General features: G+C 71.8%; 21 protein-coding genes, 1 tRNA gene and 2 pseudogenes. 6 read left to right on the top strand and 18 right to left on the bottom strand.

Going from position 1 to position 25,367, the window contains the following annotated elements; genetic code table 11:
* Window positions 1–3 precede the first annotated feature (3 nt).
* The 9 genes from E4N62_RS39285 to E4N62_RS39245 form a co-directional block, all read right to left on the bottom strand.
* Window positions 4–837 (bottom strand): carbohydrate ABC transporter permease, encoded by an 834-nt coding sequence (locus E4N62_RS39285; RefSeq protein ID WP_184902218.1) that lies wholly within the window; start codon window positions 835–837, stop codon window positions 4–6.
* Entirely contained in the window at window positions 837–1,796 is a 960-nt protein-coding gene (locus E4N62_RS39280; RefSeq protein WP_230222371.1) for a carbohydrate ABC transporter permease, read from the bottom strand. The genes E4N62_RS39285 and E4N62_RS39280 overlap by 1 nt, the downstream gene beginning before the upstream one ends.
* A gap of 70 nt (window positions 1,797–1,866) precedes the next feature.
* On the bottom strand, window positions 1,867–3,111 hold the full coding sequence (locus E4N62_RS39275; protein ID WP_374117200.1) for an ABC transporter substrate-binding protein: 1,245 nt from the start codon (window positions 3,109–3,111) through the stop codon (window positions 1,867–1,869).
* A gap of 293 nt (window positions 3,112–3,404) precedes the next feature.
* Window positions 3,405–3,478 (bottom strand) — tRNA-Pro (locus tag E4N62_RS39270).
* Between the two features lie 47 nt (window positions 3,479–3,525).
* Window positions 3,526–3,702, bottom strand: coding sequence for a hypothetical protein (locus E4N62_RS39265; RefSeq protein ID WP_230222367.1), 177 nt, complete (start codon window positions 3,700–3,702; stop codon window positions 3,526–3,528).
* Between the two features lie 64 nt (window positions 3,703–3,766).
* Complete coding sequence (locus E4N62_RS39260; RefSeq protein ID WP_230222867.1) at window positions 3,767–4,678, bottom strand: YceI family protein; 912 nt, start codon at window positions 4,676–4,678, stop codon at window positions 3,767–3,769.
* A 106-nt stretch (window positions 4,679–4,784) separates the two neighbouring features.
* Window positions 4,785–5,852, bottom strand: a complete 1,068-nt coding sequence (locus E4N62_RS39255) for a maleylacetate reductase (protein ID WP_230222865.1) — start codon at window positions 5,850–5,852, stop codon at window positions 4,785–4,787.
* A gap of 5 nt (window positions 5,853–5,857) precedes the next feature.
* Window positions 5,858–6,754: an intradiol ring-cleavage dioxygenase gene (locus E4N62_RS39250; RefSeq protein WP_230222365.1), complete on the bottom strand. Its 897-nt coding sequence runs from the start codon at window positions 6,752–6,754 to the stop codon at window positions 5,858–5,860.
* An 18-nt stretch (window positions 6,755–6,772) separates the two neighbouring features.
* Window positions 6,773–8,551: an FAD-dependent monooxygenase gene (locus tag E4N62_RS39245; protein ID WP_230222363.1), complete on the bottom strand. Its 1,779-nt coding sequence runs from the start codon at window positions 8,549–8,551 to the stop codon at window positions 6,773–6,775.
* Between the two features lie 225 nt (window positions 8,552–8,776).
* Here E4N62_RS39245 and E4N62_RS39240 point away from each other — a divergent pair, with 225 nt between their 5' ends.
* Both E4N62_RS39240 and E4N62_RS39235 read left to right on the top strand, forming a co-directional pair.
* Window positions 8,777–10,579 carry a helix-turn-helix domain-containing protein gene (locus tag E4N62_RS39240; protein WP_230222863.1) on the top strand — a complete coding sequence of 601 codons (1,803 nt, stop codon included), beginning with the start codon at window positions 8,777–8,779 and terminating at the stop codon, window positions 10,577–10,579.
* Between the two features lie 227 nt (window positions 10,580–10,806).
* On the top strand, window positions 10,807–11,658 hold the full coding sequence (locus tag E4N62_RS39235) for a class II glutamine amidotransferase (RefSeq protein WP_230222361.1): 852 nt from the start codon (window positions 10,807–10,809) through the stop codon (window positions 11,656–11,658).
* Window positions 11,659–11,685: 27 nt separating this feature from the next.
* Here the strand turns inward: E4N62_RS39235 and E4N62_RS39230 are convergent, their stop codons facing one another.
* From E4N62_RS39230 to E4N62_RS39220, 3 genes are all read right to left on the bottom strand, one after another.
* Window positions 11,686–12,795, bottom strand: coding sequence for a hypothetical protein (locus E4N62_RS39230; protein WP_230222359.1), 1,110 nt, complete (start codon window positions 12,793–12,795; stop codon window positions 11,686–11,688).
* A 2-nt stretch (window positions 12,796–12,797) separates the two neighbouring features.
* Window positions 12,798–13,895, bottom strand: a complete 1,098-nt coding sequence (locus E4N62_RS39225; protein WP_230222357.1) for a hypothetical protein — start codon at window positions 13,893–13,895, stop codon at window positions 12,798–12,800.
* Window positions 13,896–14,002: 107 nt separating this feature from the next.
* Window positions 14,003–14,725, bottom strand: a complete 723-nt coding sequence (locus E4N62_RS39220; protein ID WP_230222355.1) for a class I SAM-dependent methyltransferase — start codon at window positions 14,723–14,725, stop codon at window positions 14,003–14,005.
* Window positions 14,726–14,874: 149 nt separating this feature from the next.
* Here E4N62_RS39220 and E4N62_RS39215 point away from each other — a divergent pair, with 149 nt between their 5' ends.
* Both E4N62_RS39215 and E4N62_RS39210 read left to right on the top strand, forming a co-directional pair.
* Window positions 14,875–15,741 carry an oxygenase MpaB family protein gene (locus E4N62_RS39215; protein ID WP_230222352.1) on the top strand — a complete coding sequence of 289 codons (867 nt, stop codon included), beginning with the start codon at window positions 14,875–14,877 and terminating at the stop codon, window positions 15,739–15,741.
* 10 nt (window positions 15,742–15,751) lie between these two features.
* On the top strand, window positions 15,752–16,606 hold the full coding sequence (locus tag E4N62_RS39210) for a YhjD/YihY/BrkB family envelope integrity protein (protein WP_268270354.1): 855 nt from the start codon (window positions 15,752–15,754) through the stop codon (window positions 16,604–16,606).
* Window positions 16,607–16,788: 182 nt separating this feature from the next.
* On the opposite strand, the gene E4N62_RS39205 is transcribed toward E4N62_RS39210, so the two are convergent.
* On the bottom strand, window positions 16,789–17,127 hold the full coding sequence (locus E4N62_RS39205) for a hypothetical protein (RefSeq protein WP_230222348.1): 339 nt from the start codon (window positions 17,125–17,127) through the stop codon (window positions 16,789–16,791).
* 358 nt (window positions 17,128–17,485) lie between these two features.
* On the opposite strand from E4N62_RS39205, the pseudogene E4N62_RS39200 reads away from it, so the two are divergent.
* Together E4N62_RS39200 and E4N62_RS39195 are read left to right on the top strand one after the other, a co-directional pair.
* A pseudogene (locus tag E4N62_RS39200) lies at window positions 17,486–18,343 on the top strand (lasso peptide isopeptide bond-forming cyclase); the annotation flags it as partial.
* Between the two features lie 207 nt (window positions 18,344–18,550).
* Window positions 18,551–19,200 (top strand): annotated as a pseudogene (locus E4N62_RS39195) (ATP-binding cassette domain-containing protein).
* Here the strand turns inward: E4N62_RS39195 and E4N62_RS39190 are convergent.
* The 5 genes from E4N62_RS39190 to E4N62_RS39170 all read right to left on the bottom strand — a co-directional run bounded on the left by E4N62_RS39190 (window position 19,188) and on the right by E4N62_RS39170 (window position 25,345).
* Window positions 19,188–20,051, bottom strand: a complete 864-nt coding sequence (locus E4N62_RS39190) for a 3-hydroxybutyryl-CoA dehydrogenase (RefSeq protein ID WP_230222346.1) — start codon at window positions 20,049–20,051, stop codon at window positions 19,188–19,190. The pseudogene E4N62_RS39195 and the gene E4N62_RS39190 overlap by 13 nt on opposite strands.
* Window positions 20,048–21,427 (bottom strand): crotonyl-CoA carboxylase/reductase, encoded by a 1,380-nt coding sequence (gene ccrA, locus E4N62_RS39185; RefSeq protein WP_230222344.1) that lies wholly within the window; start codon window positions 21,425–21,427, stop codon window positions 20,048–20,050. Before ccrA ends, E4N62_RS39190 begins: the two co-directional genes overlap by 4 nt.
* A gap of 199 nt (window positions 21,428–21,626) precedes the next feature.
* Window positions 21,627–23,675 carry a BTAD domain-containing putative transcriptional regulator gene (locus tag E4N62_RS39180; protein ID WP_308186124.1) on the bottom strand — a complete coding sequence of 683 codons (2,049 nt, stop codon included), beginning with the start codon at window positions 23,673–23,675 and terminating at the stop codon, window positions 21,627–21,629.
* 171 nt (window positions 23,676–23,846) lie between these two features.
* Complete coding sequence (locus E4N62_RS39175; RefSeq protein WP_230222339.1) at window positions 23,847–24,527, bottom strand: 4'-phosphopantetheinyl transferase superfamily protein; 681 nt, start codon at window positions 24,525–24,527, stop codon at window positions 23,847–23,849.
* The gene (locus tag E4N62_RS39170; RefSeq protein WP_374117182.1) at window positions 24,524–25,345 is read right to left on the bottom strand and encodes a metallophosphoesterase; all 822 of its coding nucleotides are present in this window, start codon (window positions 25,343–25,345) and stop codon (window positions 24,524–24,526) included. Before E4N62_RS39170 ends, E4N62_RS39175 begins: the two co-directional genes overlap by 4 nt.
* Window positions 25,346–25,367: the final 22 nt, after the last annotated feature.

The following is a 25,367-nucleotide window of genomic DNA, read 5'->3' as shown; positions in this document are numbered from 1 at the left end:
CGTTCACCCCTTGACTGCCCCGGAGGTCAGTCCGGCGACGATCCGCCGCTGGAAGAACAGGACGAAAACGATGATCGGGATGGTGATGACCACAGCGGCGGCGGCGATCGAGCCTGTGGGCTGCTGGAACTGGGAGCTTCCGGTGAAGAACGCGATCGCGGCCGGTACGGTGCGCGCGGACTCGGTGGACGTCAGGGAGATCGCGAACAGGAAGTCGTTCCAGCAGAAGATGAACACGAGAATGGCCGTGGTGAACACGCCCGGCGCGGCCAGCGGCACGATGACCATCCGGAACGCCTGCGCGGGCGTCGCCCCGTCGACCTTGGCGGCCTTCTCCAGATCCCAGGGGATCTCCCGGAAGAACGCCGACAGGGTGTAGATCGCCAGCGGCAGGGAGAAGGTCATGTACGGGATGATCAGCCCGATCCAGGTGTCGAAGATCCCGATGATCCGTTCGATGTTGAACAGCGGTGACACCAGGGAGATCGGCGGGAACATGGCGATCAGCAGGGACATACCGATGAGCACCCGCTTGCCGGGGAAGCGCAGCCGGGCCACCGCGTAGGCCGCCATGGTGCCGAGCGCCACCGCGATCACCGTGGCGATCAGGGCGATGCCGATCGAGTTGATCAGCGCACGGGTGAACTCGGAGGTCTCGAAGATGCCGCGGTAGTTCTCCAGGGTCCAGTCCCTGGGGATGTAGTCGCCGTCCGTGAGGGTGGCGGGGTCCTTGAACGACAGCGCGGCGATCCACCACACCGGGAACAGGGCATACAGGACCACCACCAGGTTGATGACACCCCATCGGGCGGCATGCGTCTTTCCCGCCTCGGCCATCAGTTCCGCACCTCCGAGCCCGGGGCCGCGGTGCCGAACATCTTGACGAAGGCGAAGGCGATGATCCCGACGCAGATGAAGATGAGGACGGAGATCGCCGACCCGATGCCCAGGTTCAGCGCGGTGAACAGGTTGTCGTACCCGAGGATCGACAGGGACCCGGTCCCCTGGGCGCCCGCGGTCAGGATGTAGATGTTGTCGAAGATCCGGAACGCGTCCAGTGTGCGGAAGAGCAGCGCCACCAGGATCGCCGGCTTCATCAGTGGCAGCATCACCTTGGTGAACCGCTGCCAGGCGGTGGCCCCGTCCACCATGGCCGCCTTCAGGGTCTCCTCGGGGACCAGAGCGAGGCCCGCGAGCAGCAGCAGGGCCATGAAGGGCGTCGTCTTCCACACCTCGGCGAGGATGATCAGCCAGAGGGCGGGCCACTGTTCGGTCAGCGGAGCCTCTCCGCTGGGCAACAGCTCGGCGAGATACCCGAGTTCCGGGGTCCAGGCGTACTGCCAGGAGAAGGCGGCGACCACGGTGACGATCCCGTACGGGACGAGGACCGCCGTGCGGACGGCGCCGCGCCAGAAGATCGTGCGGTGCATCACCAGGGCGAGTCCCATTCCGAGGACCAGTTCGATCGCCACCGACACGGCGGTGATGAACAGCGTGACCCAGAAGGCGTCCCACCAGAACGGCGAGGAGAGCACCGCCGCGTAGTTGTCCAGGCCCACGAACTCCGCCCGTCCGGGAAAGCGCAGGTCGTACCGCTGGAGGGACAGATAGACGGCGTACCCGATGGGGTAGGCGGTCACCGCGGTCATGACGACGACCGCGGGCGCGCAGAGCAGCCAGCCGAGCCGCCGCTCCTGTCTGGCACCCGCCGAGAGCGCCGCCCGGCCCGCCTTCACCCGCCCCGTCTCCGCCCCGGGGGGCGTCGGTGCTCCGGCGGGTCGCGCCCGCGTGCTCATGTCCGGCCGCCCGGGGACGACGCCCGCGCGGTGCGGCGCGGGCCGGCGGAGTGGTGCGGTGGGCAGTGGTTCACGGGATCACACCCTCGGATCGCAGGGCATCGTCGATCTGCTCCCCGATGGTGTCGACGGAGCTCTCCGGTTCGATCCCGGACGGCGGCGACAAGGTGTGGGAGACCGCGATCGACACGTTCTGGTAGACCGGAGTGATCGGGCGCACGCTCGCCGACTCCAGTGCGGCCAGCACGTCCTTGGAGAAGGGGTACTCCTTCATGAACGCGGGCTCGTCGTACAGGGCTCGCAAGGTGGGCGGCAGACCGCCCTCGAGCGCGGCGGCGAGCTGGTTCTCCCGGTTGCGCAGGCACAGCGCCGCCTCGAAGGCCAGGTCGGGGTGGCGCGAGTAGGCGCTCACGGCCAGGTCGATGCCGCCGATGGTGGGCCGGGCCGGGCGGCCGGCGTCGACCCTGGGGTACGGCGCCCAGCGGAAGTTCTTGAACAGCTCGGGGTTGTTCGCCTTCATCGACGGATAGACGAACGGGTAGTTGAGCTCGAACGCGGCCGTCCCCGACTCCATGGCGAGGCGGTTCTGGTCCTCCATCTGGTTGGGCAGGGAAGGGTCCGCGGCCGGGGACTTCGCCAGATCGCGCATGATCCCGGCGGCGCGCACGGCGGGAGGACCGAGCGAGGGCTCGGTCGCGCTCGCGTTGAGGATGGAGCCGCCCGCACTGTTGATCAGGGTGTTGAACCAGACGGTCAGCCCCTCGTACTGGGCGCCCTGGATCTCCACGAAGTGCGGTTTGCCCTGCCTGGCGAGGACCTCGGCCATGTCGAGCATCTCGGCCCAGGTCCTGGGTGGGGTGGGCACCAGATCCTTGCGATACCACAGGAGTTGGGTGTTGGTGTTGTACGGGACGGCGTACAGCTTGCCCTTCCACGTCGAGGTCTGCAGCGGTACGCGCAGGGTGCCCTCCACGGCCTGCCGCTTCGCCGCCCCCGTCCACTCCCGGATCCAGCGTGCCTCGGCGAACTCCGCGGCCCAGGTGACGTCCAGGCCCAGGATGTCGAGCGAGTCGTCCTCGGCGGCGAGTCTGCGGACGAGCTGCTGGCGCTGACCGTCCGCGGCACGCGGGAGCTTGTGGTAGCTGATCCTGTAGCGGCCGCCCGACGCCTGGCTGCACCGGTCGGCCGCCTTCTGGAGCGCACCGGAGTCGTCCGGGAAGTTGTACCAGTCGAGGGTGGGCCTGCCGGAGCCCTCGTCACCGCCGCAGGCGGCGAGCACCGACGCCAGCAACGGCAGTACGGCGAACGCCCGCAGCCATCGCGTCCGTCCGCGGCATCCCTCGGGGCCCTTGCGGCCCTTCCGCCCCGGAACGGGCCGACAGCCGTACCTCGCGTGCACGCGCTCCACACCTCGCTTCCGGACTGTGGCACGGGACGGGGACCTCGCAACGTCTCCCTCCCGGGCGAACACTAAAGAGGACATAAGGGAATATCAAGCACATATGCCCGCGCGTAATCAGCTTCGGTCCATCAGCTCTGGTCCCCGGAAACGGCGAAGAGGCCACCTCCGATCCATCGGAGATGACCTCTGACCTGCTGCTTCACAAGTCGGGACGACAGGATTTGAACCTGCGACCCCTTGACCCCCAGTCAAGTGCGCTACCAAGCTGCGCCACGTCCCGTCGCGCTCGGCACGGTGTTCCGTGTGAACGCGCAGGTAAACCCTACCCTACGTACCCCTGACGCCGAGTTCGGGCAGACCCCGTGTCGTCCCGGCGAGATCGACTCGGACCCGGTCCCGGATGTGCAGGATCAGCGCGGCCAGGTCGGCGCAGCACACGGACGGATTGCGGAAGCCGCTGACGGCGGCGCACCGGTGGGCGAAGAGCGTGGTCCCACCCTGCACCCGCCGCTCTCAGACATACGGGCGACCACCGAGTGAACGCCCGACGACCGCGCCCCGGGGCGCCCTACTCCGGCGGCGTAGGTGTGTCGTGGGTGCGGTACATCGCCTGGACGTCCAGTTCGAGTTGGATGGTGGGGCCCACGACCGCTATGCCTCGGGCGAGCATGGAGCGCCAGTTCAGGGTGTAGTCCTCGCGGTGGAGTTCGGACCTGGCGAGGGCGGCGCAGCGGAGTTCCTCGCCGTAGCCGCCGTTGACGGTGCCGAGGTAGGTGGTGTCGAGGGCGACGGAGCGGCTGACGCCGTGCATGGTGAGGCTGCCCTGGAGGGTCCACTTGCTGCCGCCGCGGTAGGCGAAGCGGGTGCTGCTGAAGTCGATGTACGGGAAGCGTTCGACGTCGAGGAAGTCCGCTGAACGCAGGTGCGTGTCACGGGTGTTGTTGCCGGTGTTGATGCTGGACGCGTCGATGCGGACGTGGACGCGTGACCGCGTCATGTCCTGGTCGACCACGAGGCCGCCCTCGAAGCGTTCGAAGCGACCGTGCACATGGGCCATGCCGACGTGCTTGGCGATGAAGCGGATCGCGGTGTGCGGCGGGTCGAAGAGCCAGGTTCCGGGCGGCGGGAGTTCGAGCGCGCGGGCCGACTGGAGCCACACCCGTTCCCGGGAGACACCGGTGTCCGCGCTGACCTCGACCGTCTCCCGGTGCGGTTCCAGCCCCTCGGCCATGATCAGCACGCTGTAGGTGCCCAGCGGGAGAACGGCCGCGAAGAAGCCGTACGGGTCGGTCGCGCCGCGTGCCGCCACGCGGTGGCTGCGCAGTTCCGTCACCGTCACGTCCGCCGCGGCCATGGGCTGGTTCACGGGGTCCAGCACCTCACGGAGGACGACACCCGCGCCGTCCGGCACCGGGAACGGGGCGCCCGCGGCGCCTCCGGGGGCATTTCCGCGTCGCCGCCGGAGCAGTCCGAGGGGCATGGTGTTCACCTTTCGAGTCTCGTCGTCGGCCGTCAGTCGTGCGTGCGTCGGGCGTGTGTGCGTCGGGCGTCAGTTGTGCGTGCGTCGGGCGCTGGGCGGGGCGTGGTCAGGACCAAGCCTGAGGGCGGTCGCCGGTGTACGCCGCTCTCAGGATTTCCAGGGCTTCCGCCATGGAGGTCCGGCGTGGGTTGGGGTACGCCTGGCTCGTCACCTGGGCTGCGGCCGTCGCCAAGTCGGCCTGGTGAAGACCGAGTTCGGCGAGCGAGCGGGGGGCCCCGAGGCTGCCGGCGAGGTCCCGGAGGGCTTCGGCGGCGTTGTCGGTGGACAGCGCCCGGGCGAGGGCCGTCATGGCTTCGGGGGCCGCCGGGGCGTTGTGGGCGAGGACGTACGGGAGGACGACCGTGTGGGTCTCGGCGTGCGGGAGGCCGAAGGTGCCGCCGAGGACGTGGCACAGCTTGTGGTGCAGGCCCATCGTGGTCGCGCCCAGCGCGGTGCCGCAGAGCCAGGCGCCGTAGAGGGCGCGGCCGCGCGCCTCCAGGTCCCCGGGGTCGGACGCCACGCCGGGGAGCGCGCCCGCCATGGCCCGGGCGCCCTCCTCCGCCGTCAGCGACACCAGCGGCGAGGCGTCCGGCGCGTACAGGGCTTCGGCGGCGTGGGCGAGGGCGTTGATGCCGCTGGTCACGGAGAGGGGCACCGGGAGGGTGAGGGTGAGTTGGGGGTCGTAGACGACGCTGCGCGGCAGGACCGACGGGGCGCGGCCGGTGCGTTTGGCGCCGTGCTCGGTCAGGCCCCAGACCGGGGTCATCTCCGAGCCGGAGTACGTCGACGGTACGGCGATCAGCGGGAGTTCGGTGCGCAGCGCGATCGCCTTGCCCAGTCCGATCGCCGAGCCGCCGCCGACCGCCACGAGGCCGTCCGCGCCCGCGTCCCGCGCCGCCCGGACCGCCTCGTCGGCCACCTCCACGGGTACGTGCTGGCGAGCCCGCGCGAACACCCCGGCGCACGCGTCACCGAGCGCCCGCGCGACAGCCCCCGCGGTCTCGGCGCCCCTCGGGCCGCAGACCACCAACAGGGCGCGCAGACCGAGCCGTTCGGCCTCCCCCGGTACCGCCGTCACCGATGCGCCGGGGCGCATCACGACCCGGACCGGCTGGGCCTCGTACACGAAGTCCATCGCCGTCACGACCGCTCCCGATGGCGTTCGGCCGGTGCGTCCGACGTGTTGAGCACGAGGTCGAAGCGTGCGTGGCGGAACGGGTTCGGGATGTCGAACCGCCGTGCCAGCGACGGGTCGTCGGTCTTCTTGAAGTCCTGGACGAGGCTCTCCTTGACCGCGAAGACCGCGTCGGTGTCGAGGTGGTCGCTGCCGGCCACGAAGATGTGTGTGGTGACGGGGGTGTGTCCCTCGGCCGAGGCGATGAAGTGGATGTGCGCCGGGCGGTAGGAGGGCCGGGCCGTCGCCCGGAGGAGGTCGCCGACCGGGCCGTCCGTGGGGATGGGATACGGGCTCGGCACACAGGTGCGGAACCAGAAGCGGCCCTCGTCGTCCGCCGTGAACAGTCCGCGGCCGTTGCCCGCCGGCTGGACGTCGGGCTGCTGGACGTCGTAGTAGCCCTCGGCGTTCGCCTGCCAGACGTCGAGGGTCGCGCCGGGCAGCGGGGTGCCGTCGCCGGACAGCACGCGGCCGCTGATCACGCACGGTTCGCCGCCGCCGACCAGGTCGATGTCGGCGCCGAGTTCCCGGACCGGGGACTCGGTCATGTGGAACGGGCCGAGGACCGTCGACTCCGTCGCGCCGCCGCGCTCGTCGCTGTTGATCGTCTCGACGAGCATCGAGACGCCGAGGACGTCCGACAGGAGGACGAACTCCTGCCGGGTGTCCGTGCAGGCCTGCCCGGTCGCCGTGAGGAAGGCGATCGCCCGTTCCCACTCCGCCGTCGTGGGTTCGGTCTCGCGGACGAAGGCGTGCAGGTGCCGGGTGAGGGCGGTCAGCAGCTCGCGCAGGCGCGGATCGGCCGTGCCGTCGAGGCTGGCGACGACGGCCTCCGTGACGCGGGTGGTGAATTCGGTGGTCATGTCTGAAGGATCCCCCGGTCAGCCGTGCCCGAGAATGCGCCGCACCGCCCCGGTCAACAGCCGTTCGGCGTCCTCCGGGGTCGCGGCCGGCGTCGCGTGGCGGAAGGCGACGTAACCGTCCGGCCGTACGAGGAGCGCTCCCCCGTCGGCGACCGCCCTGAGCCGGGCCCAGTCGCCGTACGGGTCCTCGTACTCCTGGCCGGGGCCGATGACGACGGTGGCGATCTCCAGGTCCTGGGCCTTTGCGGCCCGGAGCCAGTGGGTGCCGCCGATGCCGGTGAGCAGGGTGAAGCGGCCGCGGCCGACGGTGTCGAGGGTGGAGAGGGTGCGGGTGCCGGAGGTGATCCAGGCGTGCGGGAGTCTGGCTCCGGGGCGGGAGGTCGGCTGGTGGTACAGCTCGGGGTCGCGGGCGAAGCCGGGGTCCGGCGTGCCGTCGGGGACGACCGCCGTGGAACTCTCGGCGGAGTACCGCTGGTTGAGGTCGACGCCGTGCGCGTTGAACTCGTACACCTTGAACGCGATCGCCTCCCGGAGCCGCGCCCGCTGCTTCTCGGCCGCCTCGGTGTCGTCCTTGCGGGCGGCGATGTTGGCCCACAGCTGGTCGGGGGTCTGCGGGGAGAGACCGTCGAGGGCCTCGAAGACGGGGGCGGTCTCGCCGATGGACTTGTTGGCGCGGGTGACGATCTGCCGGCCGATCGGGGCGCGTTCGGCGGTGTAGGTGTCGAGCAGCGTGGGGGACGCGGTGCCGTCGAGGACGAGCTTGAGCTTCCAGGCCAGGTTGTAGGAGTCCTGGATGGAGGTGTTGGAGCCGAGGCCGTTGGACGGCGGGTGGCGGTGGGTGGCGTCGCCGGCGCAGAAGACCCTCCCATGGGAGTAGGTCTCGGCGTACATCTCGTTGACGGTCCAGGCTGACGACGACTTGACGGTCACCGGGATCTCGTCGTCGCCGACCAGCCTGCGGACGATCGACTCGGCGTACTCGGTGGTCAGGTCGGGGGCGCCCGCGGTGACGTCGTAGCCCCAGACGATCAGCCACTCGTTCCAGGGGCGCACGCACCGCACCAGGCCCGCGCCGATGCCGCCGACGGTCGCGCCGGGGGCCAGTACCCAGTAGAGGGTGGACGGGCGGTGCGCGGTGTACTTCGACAGGTCCATGTCGAAGACGATGTTGATGCTGCCGGCCACACCCATCTGACCGCCCATCGGCAGCCCGGCGTCCTCGGCGACCTGGGAACGGCCGCCGTCGGCGCCGATCAGGTACTTGGCGCGGATGGTGTACTCGTCGCCGCGCAGCCGGTCCTCGACGGTGACCGTGACGCCGTCGTCGTCCTGGACGAAGGACTTGTAGACCGTGCTGAAGCGCAGGTTCGTGCCGCGCGCGACGGCCGCGTCGACGAGGACGGGCTCCATCAGGTGCTGCGGCATGTCGCACATCCGGGTGGGGCTCGCCAGTTCGTGCGCGGCCTGGACGAGCGGGTCGTTGCCCCAGGAGCGGATCCGGCCCAGCTCCTCCCCCGCGAGGCTGGTGCAGAAGGTCGTGTCGCCCATCAGCCGCTGCGGGGTCGCCTTCGCGACGACCTCGTCCTCGACGCCGAGGTCCCGCAGCACCTCCATGGTGCGCTGATTGGTGATGTGGGCCCGGGGCGTGTCGGCGAGACTCGCGTAGCGGGTGACCACGATGTTCGGGACGCCGTACGTGCTCAGGGCGAGCGCGGCGGAGGCACCCGCCGGGCCACTGCCCACGATCAGGACGTCGGTCACGACATCCGGCTCTGCGACCGGCTCGACGGTGTGCACGGGAGACGCTCCAGGGAATGAGGACAGGCACCGACCGTTCAAGATCATGGAGGGCGGTGCGGGAGCGTGGGTGTCTCAATACGAGACAGTGCGTGCGGTGCGCTCGGGGTGGTTGGTCGGGGTGGTGTTCGGGGTGGTGTTCGGGGTGGTTGTTGCTCCTTCAACCATGGCGGGTACGGTGAGTGGGTCGTGACCACCGCAGAGCATCTCCCCGTCGACCCTGCCATGGCGTCGCTGCGCAGGGCCCGTGAGTCGTTCCTCGAAGGCCGTCGGCTGCCGGACGGGGTGCCGGAGGAGATCGTCGCCGCGTGGAAGCGCGCCCGCTTCTTCGGCGTACGGCATGACGTCGTGAGGTCTGACGATGAGTGCGGCGGCTCAGTGCCTGACGGCGATGGCCTCGGCGGCGTACTCGCGGACGAGTCGGACCTGTTGGCGGCGGCCCTGCCCGTGCTCGAACGGCTCGCCCCGGCCGTGGGCATCGGGAGAACGGCGCTCCTGCTGACCGACGAGCGGTTGCGCGTCCTGTGGGCGACCGGGCGCACGCCCGGCGATCCGTGCCACGAGGACCTCTCCGAGCAGGTGGTCGGCCACAACAGCGCGGCACTGGCGCTGCGCACCCGCCGGCGCGCCGAGGTGCACGGCCCGGAACACTTCCTCGATCTGTGGCAGGACATGTCCGCGGTCAGCGTGCCCGTGCTCGGGCCGGAGACCGGGCGCACCGTGGGCACCGTGACGGTCACCTCCGAGTTGTGCGCCGCGTGCTCCCCGCATCCGTGGGCCTCCCTCGCCGAGGCGGCCGCCGGTGCCGTGGAGGCGGAGCTCCTTGCGCGGTCGCGGCCGGCCGAGCGGGTGCTGCTGGACGCGTATCTGCGGGCCGCGCGGGAGCGGGGGCGGGCGGTGGTCGCCCTCGACGGCCGCAGCCGGCTGGTGAGCGAGGCCGCGGGTCGGCTGTTGTCACCGGAGGGGCTGGAGGCGCTGGAGCGGGGTGTGGTCGCGCTGCTGCGGGAGGGAGGACAGGGCGGCACCCGCCTTTGGGGTGAACCGGCGCGGGGCGAGGCCCTGTTCGGGAACAGTGCGGCCTCGGACGCGTGGCGAGTCCGGCTGCCGGAGGACGTCCGGTGTTCCGCGACGGTCACCCCGGTCTCGCACCGTGGGTCGGTCATCGGCGCGGTGGCCGTCCTGGAGCCGCTCCGCGCCGACGCCGTCACGCCGGTCGGGCGAGGCGGGCGGGCCGGGCAGGGCGACCGGAGGGCCGTGGCGCTGGCCGGGAGCTCGGTGCCGTGGCGGCACGCGGTCGGTCGGGCCACGGAGCTGGCCCGGTCACCGGAGCCTTTGCTGCTGGTGGGCGAACGAGGCACCGGAAAAACGGCACTTGCCCACGAACTCACCCCCGAGTCGCTGGTCGTCGACGCGGCGGAGGGCGAACTCGGCTCCGCAGTCGAGGTGTTGAAGGAGGGGCACGCACTCCTCATCCGCCATGTGGAGCGTCTCACGCAGCCCGACACCGCGACGCTCAACTCACTCCTCGAAGCACACCCGGGCGCCCCCCTGCTGGCCACCTACACGCCCGGGGCGCCCCCGGGTCCCTGCCTCCAGCGGCTCCTGGACACCCTGGCCGCCCGCTCGGTCGGTCTGCCCGCGTTGCGTGAACGCCCCGAGGACATCAGGGAGTTGCTGACGGCCCTTGCTCCGAAGCCGGCGCCCGGGCAGCCTCCGCTCACCTGGACACTGGACGCCCTGCGCGCCCTGGAACGGCACCCGTGGCCCGGCAACGTCACCGAACTCGTGCACGTCGTCCGGGCGTTGGCCGAGCAACGGCGTGTTTCGGGGCCCGTCCGCCGGGCCGAACTGCCGGACCACGTGCGTGAGGGCCCGGCAGCCAGGCGGCTCAGCCCCATGGAGCACGCCGAGCGCTCCGCCATCCTGGAGGCCCTGCGCCGCAACGGTGGCAACAAGGCCCGCACGGCGGCGGCCCTGGGCATCGCCCGCGCCACGCTGTACCGGAAGCTGCGGGGTTATCGGAGCTGAGGGTGCGCGCAGCGATGCCGCATGCGCCGGCGCGGGGACACCGACCGCGCCCTCCCGGTCCGGCGCGAGGACACCGACCGCGCCCACCCGTTCCGCGCGTGCCCCGCCGTACGCCCCGGCGCATGTCCCGTCGTACGTTCGTCACGTGTCCCGTCGTGTGGCGATCAACGGACGGCCGCACCACCATGGGAATGCTGGTTACCCGCTCGGCAGGAGGTGGTTGGTCGATGTGCCGGTGGCTCGCCTACTCGGGAACGCCCATCCTCCTCGACACCATTCTTTACAGACCCGCGCACTCCCTCATCGACCAGAGTCTGCACTCACGACTGGGCGTGGAGACCACCAACGGTGACGGGTTCGGCATCGGCTGGTACTCGCCGGGTCTGCGGACCCCGGCGATCTTCCGCGACATCGGTCCGGCGTGGAGCAACCGCAACCTGCGGGAGATCGCCGACCATGTCGAATCCCCGCTGTTCTTCGCCCACATCCGGGCCTCGACCGGTACGGCGGTGCAGCAGAGCAACAGCCATCCGTTCCGGCACGGCCGCTGGATGTGGATGCACAACGGTGCGATCGCCGACTTCCATCTGGTCCGGCGGGACCTCTCCCTGGCCGTGGACCCGGAGCTCTTCGCCGGCATCGAGGGGTCCACCGACTCCGAGCTGATGTTCCGGCTGGCGCTGACCTACGGCCTGGAGGAGGACCCTCCGGGTGCCGTCGCGCGGATGGCGGGACTGGTGGAACAGGTCGGTCACGAGCACGGGGTGGAGTACCCGCTGCAGATGACGGTGGCCGTCACGGACGGCGAGTCGGTGTGGGCCTTCCGTTACTCCAGCCAGAAGACGTCCCGCTCGCTGTTCTACAGCACCCGCGTGGAGACGCTGCGCTCGCTCCACCCCGACCTGGCCTTCCTGCGCGAGGTCTCCGACGAGACCCGCCTCATCGTCTCCGAACCCCTGGGCGATCTGCCCGGCGCCTGGAACGAGGTCCCCGAGGGCAGCTACGGCATGGTCCGGCCCGGTGCGGACCTGCTGCGCTCCTTCGCCCCGCAGCCTCTGGCAGGCAGAACTCGGGTGTGACAGCGTGACCGGGTCTCGTGGTGGAGTTCAGCCGAAGCGCAGGACGCGGGGCGCGAAGGTGCCCTCGGGTCCGGCGGCCCGGCCGACCGACCACACCGACCCGGTGCCCGGCACCGGCGCCAGGCGCAGCACCGAGGACTCGCCCTCCCCCGCCACCGTCGGCTCGTCGTACCCGGTGAACGCCTGACCGTCCCAGTGCAGGAAGTCGGGGCCCGAGACGAGCGGCGGGCTACTCCCCGGCGGGCCCCACTTCTGCGAACGGGACACCGCGACCCAGCCCAGCGCACCGGACCTGGTGGGCGTGAGTGAGGTGATCCCGCCGAAGTCGGTGGGGACGGTCACCCGGTTCCATGTCTGCCCGTCGAAGCGGACCAGCAGCGGCGGTATCGGGCGGCCGGCCGGGCCACCGATGAATCCGGCGGTGCCGCCCGCCCACACCTCCGTCGGCGAGACCGCCAGCACACTGCCGACGGCCGAGCGCGGGAACCCGTCCACGATCGTCTGCTGCCACGTCCGCCCGTCCCAGTGCGACACGGCAGCGCCCGAGCCGGTGGCGCCCGCGGCCCAGACGTCGTCGGCCGCCAGGATGTGCAGCCCGTACACCGATCCCGGCGGTACCGGCACGTCCTGCCAGCCGCGCCCGTCCCGGCGCAGCAGTACCTGCGCGCCGTCCTGGGAACCGGTCAGCCAGGTCTCGCCGGCGCCGGCGACGGCCCTGGTCAGGACGACACCGCTCGGGGGGCGGCTCTCGCGCCAGACGGTGCCGTCGTGGCGGAGCAGGCGGGCGCCGCCCGCCGCGTCGCGGCCGACCGCCCAGGCCTCGGCCGACGAGACGGCGGCGATGGAGAGCAGTTCTCCCTGCCACCCGACGCCGGACAGCGTGTGGCGCTGCCACGCGGTTCCGTCCCAGCGCAGTACCAGCGGGAAGCCCGGCGCCTCCCGGCCGACGCCGTCGGCGCCCACGGCCCACGCGTGGTCCGGTCCGAGCGCCACGGCCTCGTTCAGTCCGGCCTGCGGGCGCACCTGTGCCGGGACCGGAACGTGTCTCCAGGACAGGGTGTCCGCCGCGGCCCCGGTCATGAGGGTCAGGAAGGCCATGGTGACGGCGAGAGCGGTGACGAGAAGTCGGCGTGCCATGGTCAGCCTCCCAGCCGCTCGCTCATCAGGTTCGGTTTCGAGCCGTAGATCTCGACGGTCCCGAAGGCCAGCAGCGAGGTCCCGGCCTTCGCCAGGGCCCGCGGTCGGACGTCGATCGCGTTCGTGCGCTCGGGGCCGTAGGAGTAGGTGGTGCGGCGACCGTCCACCCGCGCGTACGTCGACCGGAACGCGCGGTCGCTGCGCACCGGCAGCCACAGTGCGCCGTCCGGGCCGCGCACCATGCCCGCGGTGTGAGTGTCGCCCAGCGGTGGGTGGCTGGTGTGCCAGGAGTGTCCGTCGAAGGTCATCAGGTAGGTACCGGGCACGCCGTCGGCGTACCGGGTGCCGCCGATCGTGACCCGCCCCGACGGTTCGAGCAGGACCGTGTGCACGTTGCTGTCCGGCGGCAGGGGCACGTTCGCGTCCCGCCAGGCCGTACCGTCCCAGCGCAGGACGGTGGTGCCGGTGGTGGTGTCCGCCCAGGCCCAGGCGTCGTCGGCGGCACGCGTGGTGATCCCCATCAGGTAGAGCACACCGTCCGGGGTGGGCTGCGCGGTCCAGCCGGAGCCGTCGTACCGCAGCACCTTCAGGCCGGTGTCGTCCTCGCCGACCACCCATGCCGCGCCGGGTACGGCGGTGAAGTCCTGGTGGACGCGCAGCTCCCGCGGCAGCGGTACGGCACTCCACGCGCCCGCCGCCGACCGGCGCAGGATCTCCCCCGCCCCGTCGCGTACGTGGAGGATCCACACCTCGTCGCCGACGAACCGCACCTTGCCGAGCCGGCCCGTCGCGTCGGCGCCGGGGAAGGTGGTGTCACGGCTCCATGCCGTGCCGTCCCACCGGTACAACGTGGGCCGCGGGCCGTCGGCGGTCTGCTCGGAGCCGGTCGCCCAGGCCTCGCGGGGCCCCCGGGCGGCGAGATCGGCCACGGCCACCGGTGGGGCCGCCGCCGGCACCGCCAGCGCCGACCAGGCCGGCTTCGCAGCCACGGCGGGTGATGTCACGGGTGAGGCGACAGCGGGTGCTGCCGCGACGGCCGGTGACGTCGCCGCGACGCACGTGAGCACGAGACAGACCATGACCGCGCGGAGACCGTTCACGAGACCCCCCAGGACGGCGACGGTCGCACAAACTACTGGGGTACGCCCCACCGTGCACAGACCGCATCCGGCCGAACACGGGCCCCGCTGGAGGCCCGCCGCCTCTGTCAGGCGGGCGGTGCCGGGGCCTTGCGGGCGAGCAGGTGGACCCCCTTGAACTGCCGCCGGTCGGTGGGCTGCGGCTCGCGCACCAGCCGGGCCGTCTCGGTCAGCCCGGACTCGCGCAGCAGCGCGGCGAGATGATCGGGCGACCACCGGTAGGCCGGCGCGACGGCGTGGTCGAAGACCTGCGTCGGGTGGGCCGGGCCGTCGGTCGCCGAGAAGCCGATCAGCAGATGGCCGCCGGGCGCGAGCACCCGATGGAACTCGCCCAGGATGACGGGAAGTTGGCTGGGTGGAGTGTGGATGACGGACCATCGTGCGAGTACGCCGTCGAGCTCGCCGTCGCGGATGTCCAACGCGGTCATCGAACCCACCTCGAACCGCAGCTCGGGATGGGCCTGCCGAGCCAACTCGATCATCGCGGGAGAGGCGTCGACGCCGAACGCCTCCAGCCCCGACCCGGCCAGGTGAGCGGTGACATGGCCGGGCCCGCACCCCAGGTCCGCGACCCTGCCGTCCCCGGCCGCGCGGACCACCTCGGCGAAGACACCCAACATCGCGCGGTCCAGAGGGAGATCGCGCAGTGAGTCGTGGAACAGCTGGGCGTAGGTGACGGCGGCGGCGTCGTAGGCCTCGCGGGTGGCACGGAGATCACCGGGGCGGAGATCATCGAGATGGGGGGCATGTGGACGGGGCGCATCGAGACGGGGAGCGTCGTGTTCGACCATGCGCGCGACGTTAGCCCCCTGCCCTCCCCGTCGCATGGGTCGGCTGCCACTCCCCCTCGACACACGCCCACCCGTTGACGGAATGCACCCTTATGCCGGTTTGAGGATGGTATGCCGGACACTGGGCAGTAGGAGAGGGGAGGCCGAGCGTGCTGACCGTAGTCCGTGACCAACTGAGCCAGGCCCTGTTCCGCCGTGTCGCCGGACCCGACGGACCGGCGGTGCGGGCCCGCATACACGACACCCCCGGGCCGCGCTGGTTCGGGCCCGACCGCCCGATCGGCACGGTTCACGGTGACGCCTCGATGTTCATCGGCGGGTTGAGCGCACTGCTGCTGCAGTCCCTCCACCCGCTCGCCATGGCGGCGGTGGCCGGGCACTCCGGCTACCGCGGCGACCCGTGGGGCCGGCTGCAGCGCACCAGCACGTTCCTGGCCATGACCACCTACGGCACCGCCGCGGACGCCCAGCGGGCGGTCGATCGCGTCCGCGGCATCCACGAGCGGATCCGGGGGGCCACCGCCGAGGGGGTCCCCTACCACGCGGCCGATCCGCATCTGCTCGGCTGGGTGCACGCCGCCGAGACGGAGAGCTTCCTGCGGGCCCACGAACGCTACGGAGCCCGTCCCCTGGATGCCGTCGGCTACGACGCCTATGTCGCCGACACCGCGCGCGTCGCAGAGGCGCTCGGGGTGACCGACCCGCCGCGTGACCGCCACGAGCTGTCCGAGCGCCTGTGCGCCTACCGGCCCGAGCTGCGGGCCACGCCCGAGGCCAGGGCCGCCGCCCGCTTCCTGCTGTTCCAGCCTCCCCTGCCCCTCGTGGTACGGCCCTTCTACGGCGCCCTGGCCGTGAACGCCGTCGCACTGCTCCCGCACTGGGCCCGCGGCATGCTGTGGCTGCCCCGCGTGCCGGTCGTCGAGAACCTCGCCGTACGCCCCACCGGCCAGGCCGTGACGCGGACCATCCGCTGGGCCATGGCCCCGTCCCGCCCGTCCGGGCGCGCCGGGAAGTGAGGCGCACGTGATGGCCCCCTCCGGCTCCGGCTCCGCGCGGGAGCCGCGGCCGCCCCACCACCACCGACTGCGGTCCCGCTGGCACGACTCGGCCGCCGGACGGCTCTGGCGGCACGGCAGCGAACTGGAACTGCTGCACCGGGCCATGGGCTTCTCCGCGTTCGGCCTGGTGACGCTGGTTCCCCTGTTGATCGTCGTGGCGGCGGCGCTGCCCTTCCAGGAGCGGAGCTTCGCCCTGTGGGTGATCGACGCGATGAGCCTGTCCGGGCGCCCGGCCGACGTGGTGCTCGACCTGTTCGCCGCACCGCGCAAGGTGCTGAGCGCGACCAGCCTCCTCAGTGGGCTGCTCGTCGCGCTGTTCGGCGTCAGCTTCGCCGCGAGTGTGCAGAACGGCTACGAGAGGATCTGGGAGGTACCCGCCGGTCCCTGGCACCATGCGTGGCGCCGCGTCGTGTGGCTGGCCGCGCTCCTGGGATATCTGTTGGCCGAGACGCGGAGCGGGGCGGTACTGCGGGACGGGCTCGCACAGTCGGCCGTACGCGTCATCCTCGCCTTGCTGTTCGGGGTGCTGTTCTTCTGGTGGGGCCAGCACTTCCTGCTGGGTGAGCGGGTGCCGTGGGGTGCCCTCTTCCCGGGCGCGTTGGCCACGGTGGCGGGCCTGGGCGGCCTGCGCTGGTTCTCGGACCAGGTGTTCTCACCGCTGATCGTGAGCAACGCGATCACCTACGGGGCGGTCGGCACCGTTCTGATCATCCAGTCCTGGCTCATCGGCGTCGGCTTCGTGGTGTTCGGCGGCGCGCTGCTGGGCCGCCATGTGCACGAGAGGCGGGGTCGGCACGGTCGACACCACGGTCCCTCTCGGTAGGCGACGGGCCAACCGCCGCTCCGGTGCGCGAGGTTGATGCCCACTTTGGGCCTGGCGTCGCTGTCGCCGTCGAGTAGGCGTAGACGATCAAGCCACCGTCGGTGACCTTCACGATCGACGTGACGAGCGGCCCCCGGACCCGGCTCCCTCCAGGTCCGGGGCTCGCCCGGGTCGTCGGCCGTTCAGTCGCAGCAGTCGCAGCAGCACTTGCACGGGTTGCAGCAGCCGCCACCACCGCCGCCGCAGCCGTCACCCGAACCACCACCGGAACCGCCGGAGCCACTCGACCCGCCGGAGCCGCCGGAACCGCCCGAACCACCGGAGGATCCGCCCGAGTTGCCGCCGCCCGAACCTCCGAACCAGCCGTCACCCCCGGAGCCGTTCTGTCCCGAGCCGCCGCCGCGATTGCCCTCACCGAACTGCCAGGGCTCTCCCTCGTCCGGGCCGCCGTCGTCGTCGTTGCAGGTGCAGCAGCTGAGGGCACAGCCCGCACCGGCCGCACAGCCGGCGCCAGCGGCCACAGCGCCGGCACTCCCCTTCCCGTGGCCGGTCCGACGCCATCGCGGCGCCCTCCGGGGCCGCGCCCGCGAGCGCCCCGACGCCGCAGGTGGTTCCGGTTGCGGTCTCCGAGGGCGGCCCCGTCGTCCTTCGGCTTCCCAGCCAGGGCAGCACACGCGGGCCCCGCGCCTGGTGGCGGCGCCGGTGGTGGCGGTGCCGGGGGTTGGCAACTGCTGGCCCAGGAGCGCGCATAAGGCATATCCGACCTTTGCAAGGGCTCTTGCCTTGACCCCACGCTCTGCAGCTACCTGTTGCTGCATCCGCTTCCCGGCCCGGGTTCCCGATGAGCCCTGTGCCGACCGACAGCGCACGGGCTCAGCCCCCTGGGCCGAGACATCGATGTGGCGTGCGGTCACCGCCGTTCCTCCGCAGGACGCCGTGGTCGTCGCCGCGGACGGCCGCACCGTACGGCACACCCGGTGGTGGACACCGCCGGAGCCGGTCCGGCCGCTTGCCGGAGCGGCGCCCCTGATCCGGACGGCACTGGAGGAGGCCGTCGGTGCACGCACCCGTCAGGGCGGCGTGCTGAGCTGCGACCTCTCCGGGGGCCTGGACTCCACCTCCCTCTGCTTCCTGGCCGACCGCTCCCCCGCCCGCGTGGTGGCCAGTACCTGGCCGGGACGGGATCCGGCGGACACCGACCTGTCCTGGGCGAAGCGCGCGATGGGGCACCTGCCGGACGTCGAACACGTGGTCTGGGACGCCGACGCCTCGCCGCTGGTCTACGACGACCTGCTCGGCATCGACGACCTCCTCGACGAACCCACCATCGGCGTCATGGACCGCTCCCGGGTGCTGCACCACCTTCCCGGCCTCGCCGCACGCGGCAGCCGACTGCACCTGACCGGCATCGGCGGCGACCACGTGGCATGGTGCTCCGAGGCGTACTACCACCGGCTGCTGCGCACCCGTCCGCTGTTCGCCCTGCGCCAGTTGCGCGGGTTCCGGGCGCTGTGGCAATGGCCGATCGGCGGCACACTGGGCGCTCTCGCCGACTCCCGGCCGTACGGGAAGTGGCTCGCCGACGCCGCCGGTGGCCTACGTGGCCCGCTGCCCCCGTCCGTCACGACGGGTCTCGGCTGGGGCATGGCCCCGCGCCTGTTCGACTGGGTGACCCCCGAGGCCGAGCGAATGGCCCGCCGGGCCCTGCTCGATGCCGCGGCGACGGCCTCCCCGCTGCTCTGGAACGGATGGGCGAAGGTGTCGTGCGGCAACTCCGGCACGGGCTGGTGGGCCGGCTGCTCCGGCTGGAGATGAGGGCGGCCGACCGGGCCGTCCGGCACCCGCGAACAGCCCGTCCTCGCCCTGCGCGACGTCCACTTCGGCTACGCCCCGGAGCGGCCGGTCCTGCGCGGTGTCTCGTTCGCCGTCCCGCAGCGCCGGCACGTGGCCCTGGTGGGCAGGTCCGGCGCCGGCAAGAGCACGGTGTTCGCCCTGGCCGCGAGGTTCTACGAGCCGGATGCGGGCACCTTGCTCTTCGACGGGCCCCCGCGACCGAACTCACCCGTGGTGCCTGTCGCCAGGGCATCGCCGTGGTCGACCAGAACACCCATGTCGTCCACGGCACCCTGCGCGACAACATCACCTACGCCGTACCCGACGCCACGGAAGCGGAGATCCGTCGCGTCGTCGAACTGGCCCGGCTGGAAGAGGTCGTCGAGCGGCTGCCCGGGGGCCTTGCCGCCGTCATCGGTGAACGCGGGGGCAACCTCTCCGGCGGCGAACGTCAACGGGTCGCCCTCGCCCGCGCGTTGCTGGCCGGCCCCGCGCTGCTCCTCCTGGACGAGCCCACCTCCCACCTGGACGCGATCAACGAAGCGGCACTCACCACCGTCATGAAGGACATCGCCCAGGAGTGCGCCCTGCTGGTCATCGCCCACCGTCTGTCCACCGTGCAGCACGCCGACCACATCGTGGTGCTCCAGGACGGCCGCACAGCCGCCGCCGGACGCCACGAGGAATTGCTGGCCGGCAGTGCCCTCTACCGCGAGCTCGCCGCGAGCCAGATGCTCCGGGCGGGCGGTCAAGGGGCGTAGTCGTAGAGCCCCCTGCCCGTCTTGCGGCCCAGCATGCCGGCCTCTACCAGGCGCCGCAGGAGCGGTGGCGGGGCGTACTGGGGCTCGCGGAACTCGTCGTGGAGGGCCTCGGCGATGGAGGTGACCACGTCGAGCCCGATCAGGTCGGCGAGCCGCAGCGGGCCCATCGGGTGGGAGCAGCCCAGCGTCATGGCGTCGTCCACCGTCTCCGCCGACGCGTGGCCCGCCTCCACCATGCGTACGGCGGCCAAGAGGTACGGAATGAGCAGGGCGTTGACCGTGAAGCCGGCGCGGTCCGGGGACCGGATGACGCGCTTGCCGAGCGTGTCCGTCACGAATTCCTCGGCCCGTACCGCGGTCTTCTCCCGGGTGAGGAGAGTGGGGACCAGCTCGACCAGCGGCAGGGCGGGCACCGGGTTGAAGAAGTGGACGCCCAGCACCCGGCCGCCGTCGGCGGTGGCCCGGGCCAGTCTGAGGACCGAGAGGGAGGAGGTGTTGGAGGCGAGGACGGTCTCGGGGTCCTGGAGCACCTGGTCCAGCCTGGCGAACAGGTCGCGCTTGGCCTGCTCGTCCTCGCTGATCGACTCGATGACCAGCTGCCGGTCGGCCAGTTCGGCCAGGTCACTGGTGTACGACACCCGGGCCAGGGCGTTCTCGTGGTCCCGGTCGGTGATCCGACCCTTGCCCAGCGCCCGGTCGAGCGAGCCGGTGAGCCGCGCCCTGCCCCTGACGAGCGATTCGGGCGAGGATGCCGCGACCACGACGTCGACTCCGGCGAGGGCGCAGACGTGCGCGATGCCCGAGCCCATGACACCGCAGCCCACGACTCCGACCTTCTGGATGTCGTTCATCGCCCGGTCCCCCCTCGTCCGGCGACGACCGCGGGGGTCGCCGGAGCGGCGTCGCGCAGCAGGTTCAGCCGGTCCTCGCCCACGCGGTCCCGCAGGGCCCGGTCGGTCACCCCGAGACCGGGCCGGGGCGCAAGACACAGGACGCCGACCTTGCCGGTGTGCCGGTTGGTCTGGACGAGCCGGGCGGCCTCCGCCACCTCGGCGAGCGGGTGGACGGCGGAGAGCACCGGAACGAGGTGGCCGAGGCGGAACAGCCGGTTGCACTCGGCCTGTTCCTGGAGGTTCGCGGCGTGGCTGCCCACGATCCGTTTGAGGTGCATCCACAAGTACCGGTTGTCGAAACGGTGTTGATAGCCGGTGCTGGATCCGCAGGTGACCACGGTGCCGCCGCGGCGGACGACGAAGACCGAGATGGCGAACGTGGCCCTGCCTATGTAGTCGAACACGACGTGCGGGTCCTCGCCGGTCTCGGCGCGGATGATCCTGCCGAGGCGTTTGCCGGCCTCTATGCTCGCGTCCGGGTCGTCCGCGAGATCGCCGTCCAGGCCGATGTCGGCGCGGTTGATGACGACGTCGCAGCCGAGCGCCCGCGCCCGTCGGCTCTTCTCCTCCGTGCTGACGACACCCACGGCGATGCCGCCGGCGTTCTTCACCAGCTGGACGGCGTAGGCGCCGAGTCCGCCGGTGGCGCCCCAGATCAGCGCGATGTCGCCCTGTTTGATCCGGGCGCCCCGGTCGCTGACGAGCATCCGGTAGGAGGTGGCGGCGCACAGCATCGTCGAGGCGGCTTCCTCCCAGGTGAGGTGGGCCGGCTTGGGGAGCAGTTGGCTGGCCCGGACCACCGCGTAGTGGGCCAGTCCGCCGAAGTTCGTCTCGAAACCCCAGATGCGCTGCTCGGCACCGAGCATGCCGTCGGCGTGGGTGGCGGGTTCCTGGTCGTCCACCTGGACGCAGCTGACGACGACGTGCTCACCCACCTGCCAGCGCCGTACCCCGGCACCCGTCCGGACGATGACCCCGGCCGCGTCGGATCCGACGACGTGTTGGGGCAGGTCGTGCCTGGCGGCGGATCCGCCCTGACGGCCCAGTCTGCGCAGGAAGGTGAAGGTCGGTACGGGTTCGAAGGTCGCCGACCAGACGGTGTTGTAGTTGATGCTGCTGGCCATCACGGCGATCAGCACTTCGTCCACGGCCAGTTCGGGCATGGGTACGGGCCCGACCCGGAGGGTGCGGCGTACGTCCCGGTCGGCGGCGTCGCCGAACACGTCCACGTCCTCGGCGCGCAGATGGGCGGCGGTGTACTCGGTGGGCAGGGGTTCCTTCGCCAGCCGGTCGGGAGGCGCGCCGGCGAGCACCGCTTCGGTCAAGGGGTCCATGAGGGCTCCTGAAGTGTCGTCACTGGGCGGTCCGCGGGCGGGCGCGGACGGGCCGAGGGCGGCAGCACGGAGAGGCTGCGGGAGGTTGGGGAGGGGACGGCGTACGGCTGGGGAGAGGGACGGCGTACGGCTGGGGAGAGGGACGGCGGCGACGTCTGGGTGGGGACGGGCCGGGCGGCGGTCCGTGGCCGCCCAGGGTTCACCCGGACGCGGCCCGGGGCGCCACGACCGGTGGCAGCCGTACCCGTAGTTCACCGACCAGTCGGCGGCCGACCAGGTCGACGCCGGTCCGCTCCGCCTCGGCGAGGGCCTCGACGAGTCCGGCGCGGTCGTCGTCCGTCCAGTTCACGGTCGGCGGGCGCAGTAGGTACGTCCCTTCCGGCTCCCCCGTCCGGCCTGGGCGGACGCTGCGGAAGAGGGTGTGCAGGTACCACCGCAGCAGGCAGCGCAGTGTCTCCACCTGGTACTCCGGACCCTCCTCGGCGTCGGCGCGTTCACGGGCGTACGCGCGCACCAGGGCGTCGAGGTGGTAGCGGAAGTGGTCGTGCTCCCGCAGCAGGTGTGCGTCGACCAGCACGTCGAGCACGTCCTCGGCGTTCTCCTGGGAGCAGCCCAGCAGCACCGCCGCGGTCTCGCCGCGGACGTACGGCATGTTGCCCGCGCCCAGTCTGCGGAACGCCGCCGCGAGATCGATGCCGTGCACGGACCGGCCGCGCAGGGCGGCGTATCCCGCGTCGAGTCCGGTGCGGACCGACAGATCGCCGATGTGCAGTTCGTCGAGCAGGCGCCGCTGTTCGAGCAGGCGGTGGGCCAGGGCTCCGAGGCTGCGGCGGGGTCGTGAGCGCAGCCGGGTGCCGACGATGCGCAGGGCCAGCGGCACACCGGCGCACGCTTCGACGAGCCGGTGTGCGGCGGCACGTTCGGCGTCCATGCGGGAACGGCCGACGAATCGTTCCAGCAGTTGCAGCGAGGCTTCCGCGTCGAGCGCGTCCAGGGTGACGTCGTGGACCCCTTCGAGGTCGGCGAGCCGGTGGCGGCTGGTGACGATCACCCGGCTTCCGCCGCTGCCGGGGATGAGGGGGCGGACCTGGGCGGTGCTCATGGCGTCGTCGAGCACGATGAGCATGCGGCGGTCGGCGACCAGGGACCGGAAGAGGGAGGTGCGGTTGACCATCGTCCTCGGCACCGCGACATCGGGCACCCCGAGGCCGACGAGCAACCGGGCCAGGACCTCGGCGGGTTGTGCGGGGTTCCCCGTGCTGCCCTCCAGGTCCGCGTAGACCTGTCCGTCGGCGAAGTCACCGCGGACGGAGTGGGCCGCGTGCAGTGCCAGCGCGGTCTTGCCGATGCCGGCGGCACCGTTGATCACGACCGTGGTGGCCGGGCCCGCGGCGGGCGCCTTGCCGCGCAGCAGCCGTCCCAGCGCGGCGGTCTCCCGGCCTCGGGCAGTGAAGTCCGTGACGCCCTGGGGCAGTTGGGCGGGGGGCGGCCAGCCGGGCCAGGGCCGGCCGGGGCCGCCGTGTACCTCGGGGCGCTCCTCGAAGGCGGCCCGATGCCGCGGCGGCTCGTCCTCGGCGCGCAGGATGCGCCGCTGGACGGCGCGTAGTTCGGAGCCGGGCTCGGTGCCGAGCTGGTCGATGAGCGCGGCGCGGGTCCGCTGGAACAGGTCGAGGGCCTCCGGCTGCTGGCCCGAGCGGAACAGCGCCAGCATGAGACGGCCGATGAGCCCCTCGTGGAGCGGATGTTCCCGCACCATCTGCCACAGCTCGGGCAGGATCTCGGCATGGCGCTGCAGTTCGAGCTCGAGGTCCACGCACCAGATGCGGGTCTGCAGATGGAGCCGCTGCAGATGAGAGACCTCCATGTCCTGAAGGGTGCGCGAGGGTACGTCCACCAGCGGGTCGTGCCGCCACAGGGCGAGCGCTTTGCGGAGTTCCTCGGCGGCCTCCGCGGTGCGGCCCGCCTGGACGAGGGCGTCGGCGGTCTTCCGGTGGGCGGTGAACCGTCCGAGGTCGGTCTCGTCCTCCTCCAGTTCGATCAGATAGCCCGGCGCTCGGGTGGTGATCCGCGCCCTCCCGGCCCTGCCCAGGACCTGACGTAACCGCATGACATAGGTGCGGATCGTGGCGACGGCGCTGGGCGGCGGGGTGCCGTCCCAGACAAAGCTCGCGATGTTGTCCACCGGGACCACTCGGTTCGCGTTGAGCACAAGGGCGGCGAGAATCACCCGCTGCCTCGCGGCGGGCACTCGCAACTCGTTCCCGCCCGACCGGATGACCAGGGGACCTAGCAACAAGAACTCCATAACTGCCTCACCCCTACGAAAACATGATGCGATTCCGTCGATCGCGAGGTCCCCCGTGGCACGCTGGGCGCGCACCACGCGACGCGACAGTGGGTGGAACCCTTTCCGCAGCGGTCACCCGTGTACGGGTGACCGAGCGGGCAGGACGATCGCGGTGACGGACAGGCCGTCCCGTACCAGCCAGCGGCCGGAGAGTTCCGTGAGCATGCGTGGACCGGGCACCAGCAGCCGGGCGTCGAAGACACCCGACGCGTGTCCCGGGGCGACTTCCCGGGGACGGAAGTCGACGACGGCCTCGTCGAAGTCCAGTTCGCGGCCCGTGAGTGGGTACCAGACCTTGAAGACGGCTTCCTTGGCGCCGAACAGCAGCCGGTCCCACCACACTCCGGTACCACCGCCCTGCCCCGCGATCCAGGAGCGTTCCTCGGACCGGGCCACGACGTCGAGGACCCCCTCCGGCAGGGGCTGGTGGGGCTCGGCGTCGATCCCCAGGGCGAGGGCGTCGGACGCCCGGGCGAGGGCGGCGGCACGGTAGCCGGCGCAGTGCGTCATGCTTCCGACCAGCCCGTCCGGCCACCGCGGCGCCCCGCGGCGACCGGGGACGACGGGGGCCGGTGCCATGCCGAGTTGGGTGAAGGCCCTGCGGGCGCAGGCCCGTACGGTGGTGTACTCGCGGCGGCGTTTGTCGACGGCGTCGCCGAGTGCCGCTTCCTCCTCGGGGAACAGGCGGGTGTCGGGCAGGTCCTCCCGGGCCCAGGCGGAGGCGACCGTGGCGGGCAGCAACTGGTCGATCACGCGGTCACCGCCGGAAGGATCTGGCGCAGGACGCCTCGGGGCATGCCGCGCTGCCGGTGCTCGCGGGGGTAGCCGACCGAGACCTCCTCGAAGCGGACTCCGTCGTGCCAGGTGGTGCGGGGGATGTGCAGATGCCCGTAGACCACGACCTTGGCGTCGAACCGCACATGCCACTTGGCGGTCTGTTCGGTTCCGCACCACTGGGCGAACTCCGGGTGGTACAGGACCCTTGTCGGATCCCGTACCAGGGGAAAGTGGTTGACCAGTACGGTCGGCAGCTCGGGATCGCGCTCGGCGAGCCGGCGCTCGGTCTCCACCAGCCGGGCGTGGCACCACGCCTCGCGGCTCGGGTACGGGTCGGGGTGCAGGAGCATCTCGTCGGTGCACACCACACCGGCCTCGTAGGCCTGCGCGAGCGCCTGCTCCTTGGTCGCGGCGGTGGGAGTGCGGAAACTGTAGTCGTAGAGGACGAAGAGGGGTGCGACGGTGACGGGGCCGCCCGGTCCGTCCCACACGGGGTACGGGTCCTCGGGGGTGAGGACGCCGAGCCCGCGGCAGATGTCCACGAGATGGCGGTAGCGTTCCTCCCCGCGTAACTGAACGGGGTCGCTGGGAGGGGTCCAGAGTTCGTGGTTCCCCGGTGCCCAGATCACAGTGTCGAATCGTTCTCGCAACAGGGTCAGCGCCCACGTGAAGTCCTCGGTAATCTCACCGACGTCGCCGGCCACGATGAGCCAGTCGTCGTCGGACTGGGGACGCATGCCGGCCACGATGTGCCGGTTCTCCGGATAGGCCACATGAAGATCACTTGTTGCCATGAGCCTGCCTGATACCCGTCCG

This window comes from Streptomyces sp. MNU76 (assembly GCF_020982545.1).
In the GTDB taxonomy this organism is placed as follows: Bacteria; Actinomycetota; Actinomycetes; order Streptomycetales; family Streptomycetaceae; genus Streptomyces.
The sequence above is the reverse complement of the archived record's forward strand: the minus strand, read 5'-3'. Positions and strand labels throughout refer to the sequence as shown.

What these genes read in the sequence shown, in the direction of transcription:
- E4N62_RS39280 (WP_230222371.1), bottom strand. Translation starts at nt 1,796, where the DNA reads ATGAGCACGCGGGCGCGACCCGCCGGAGCACCGACGCCCCCCGGGGCG.
- E4N62_RS39230 (WP_230222359.1), bottom strand. Translation starts at nt 12,795, where the DNA reads ATGGCACGCCGACTTCTCGTCACCGCTCTCGCCGTCACCATGGCCTTC.
- E4N62_RS39210 (WP_268270354.1), top strand. Translation starts at nt 15,752, where the DNA reads ATGGCCCCCTCCGGCTCCGGCTCCGCGCGGGAGCCGCGGCCGCCCCAC.
- E4N62_RS39285 (WP_184902218.1), bottom strand. Translation starts at nt 837, where the DNA reads ATGGCCGAGGCGGGAAAGACGCATGCCGCCCGATGGGGTGTCATCAAC.
- E4N62_RS39235 (WP_230222361.1), top strand. Translation starts at nt 10,807, where the DNA reads ATGTGCCGGTGGCTCGCCTACTCGGGAACGCCCATCCTCCTCGACACC.
- E4N62_RS39250 (WP_230222365.1), bottom strand. Translation starts at nt 6,754, where the DNA reads ATGACCACCGAATTCACCACCCGCGTCACGGAGGCCGTCGTCGCCAGC.
- E4N62_RS39255 (WP_230222865.1), bottom strand. Translation starts at nt 5,852, where the DNA reads ATGGACTTCGTGTACGAGGCCCAGCCGGTCCGGGTCGTGATGCGCCCC.
- E4N62_RS39240 (WP_230222863.1), top strand. Translation starts at nt 8,777, where the DNA reads ATGGCGTCGCTGCGCAGGGCCCGTGAGTCGTTCCTCGAAGGCCGTCGG.
- E4N62_RS39220 (WP_230222355.1), bottom strand. Translation starts at nt 14,725, where the DNA reads ATGGTCGAACACGACGCTCCCCGTCTCGATGCGCCCCGTCCACATGCC.
- E4N62_RS39170 (WP_374117182.1), bottom strand. Translation starts at nt 25,345, where the DNA reads ATGGCAACAAGTGATCTTCATGTGGCCTATCCGGAGAACCGGCACATC.
- ccrA (WP_230222344.1), bottom strand. Translation starts at nt 21,427, where the DNA reads ATGGACCCCTTGACCGAAGCGGTGCTCGCCGGCGCGCCTCCCGACCGG.
- E4N62_RS39190 (WP_230222346.1), bottom strand. Translation starts at nt 20,051, where the DNA reads ATGAACGACATCCAGAAGGTCGGAGTCGTGGGCTGCGGTGTCATGGGC.
- E4N62_RS39260 (WP_230222867.1), bottom strand. Translation starts at nt 4,678, where the DNA reads ATGCCCCTCGGACTGCTCCGGCGGCGACGCGGAAATGCCCCCGGAGGC.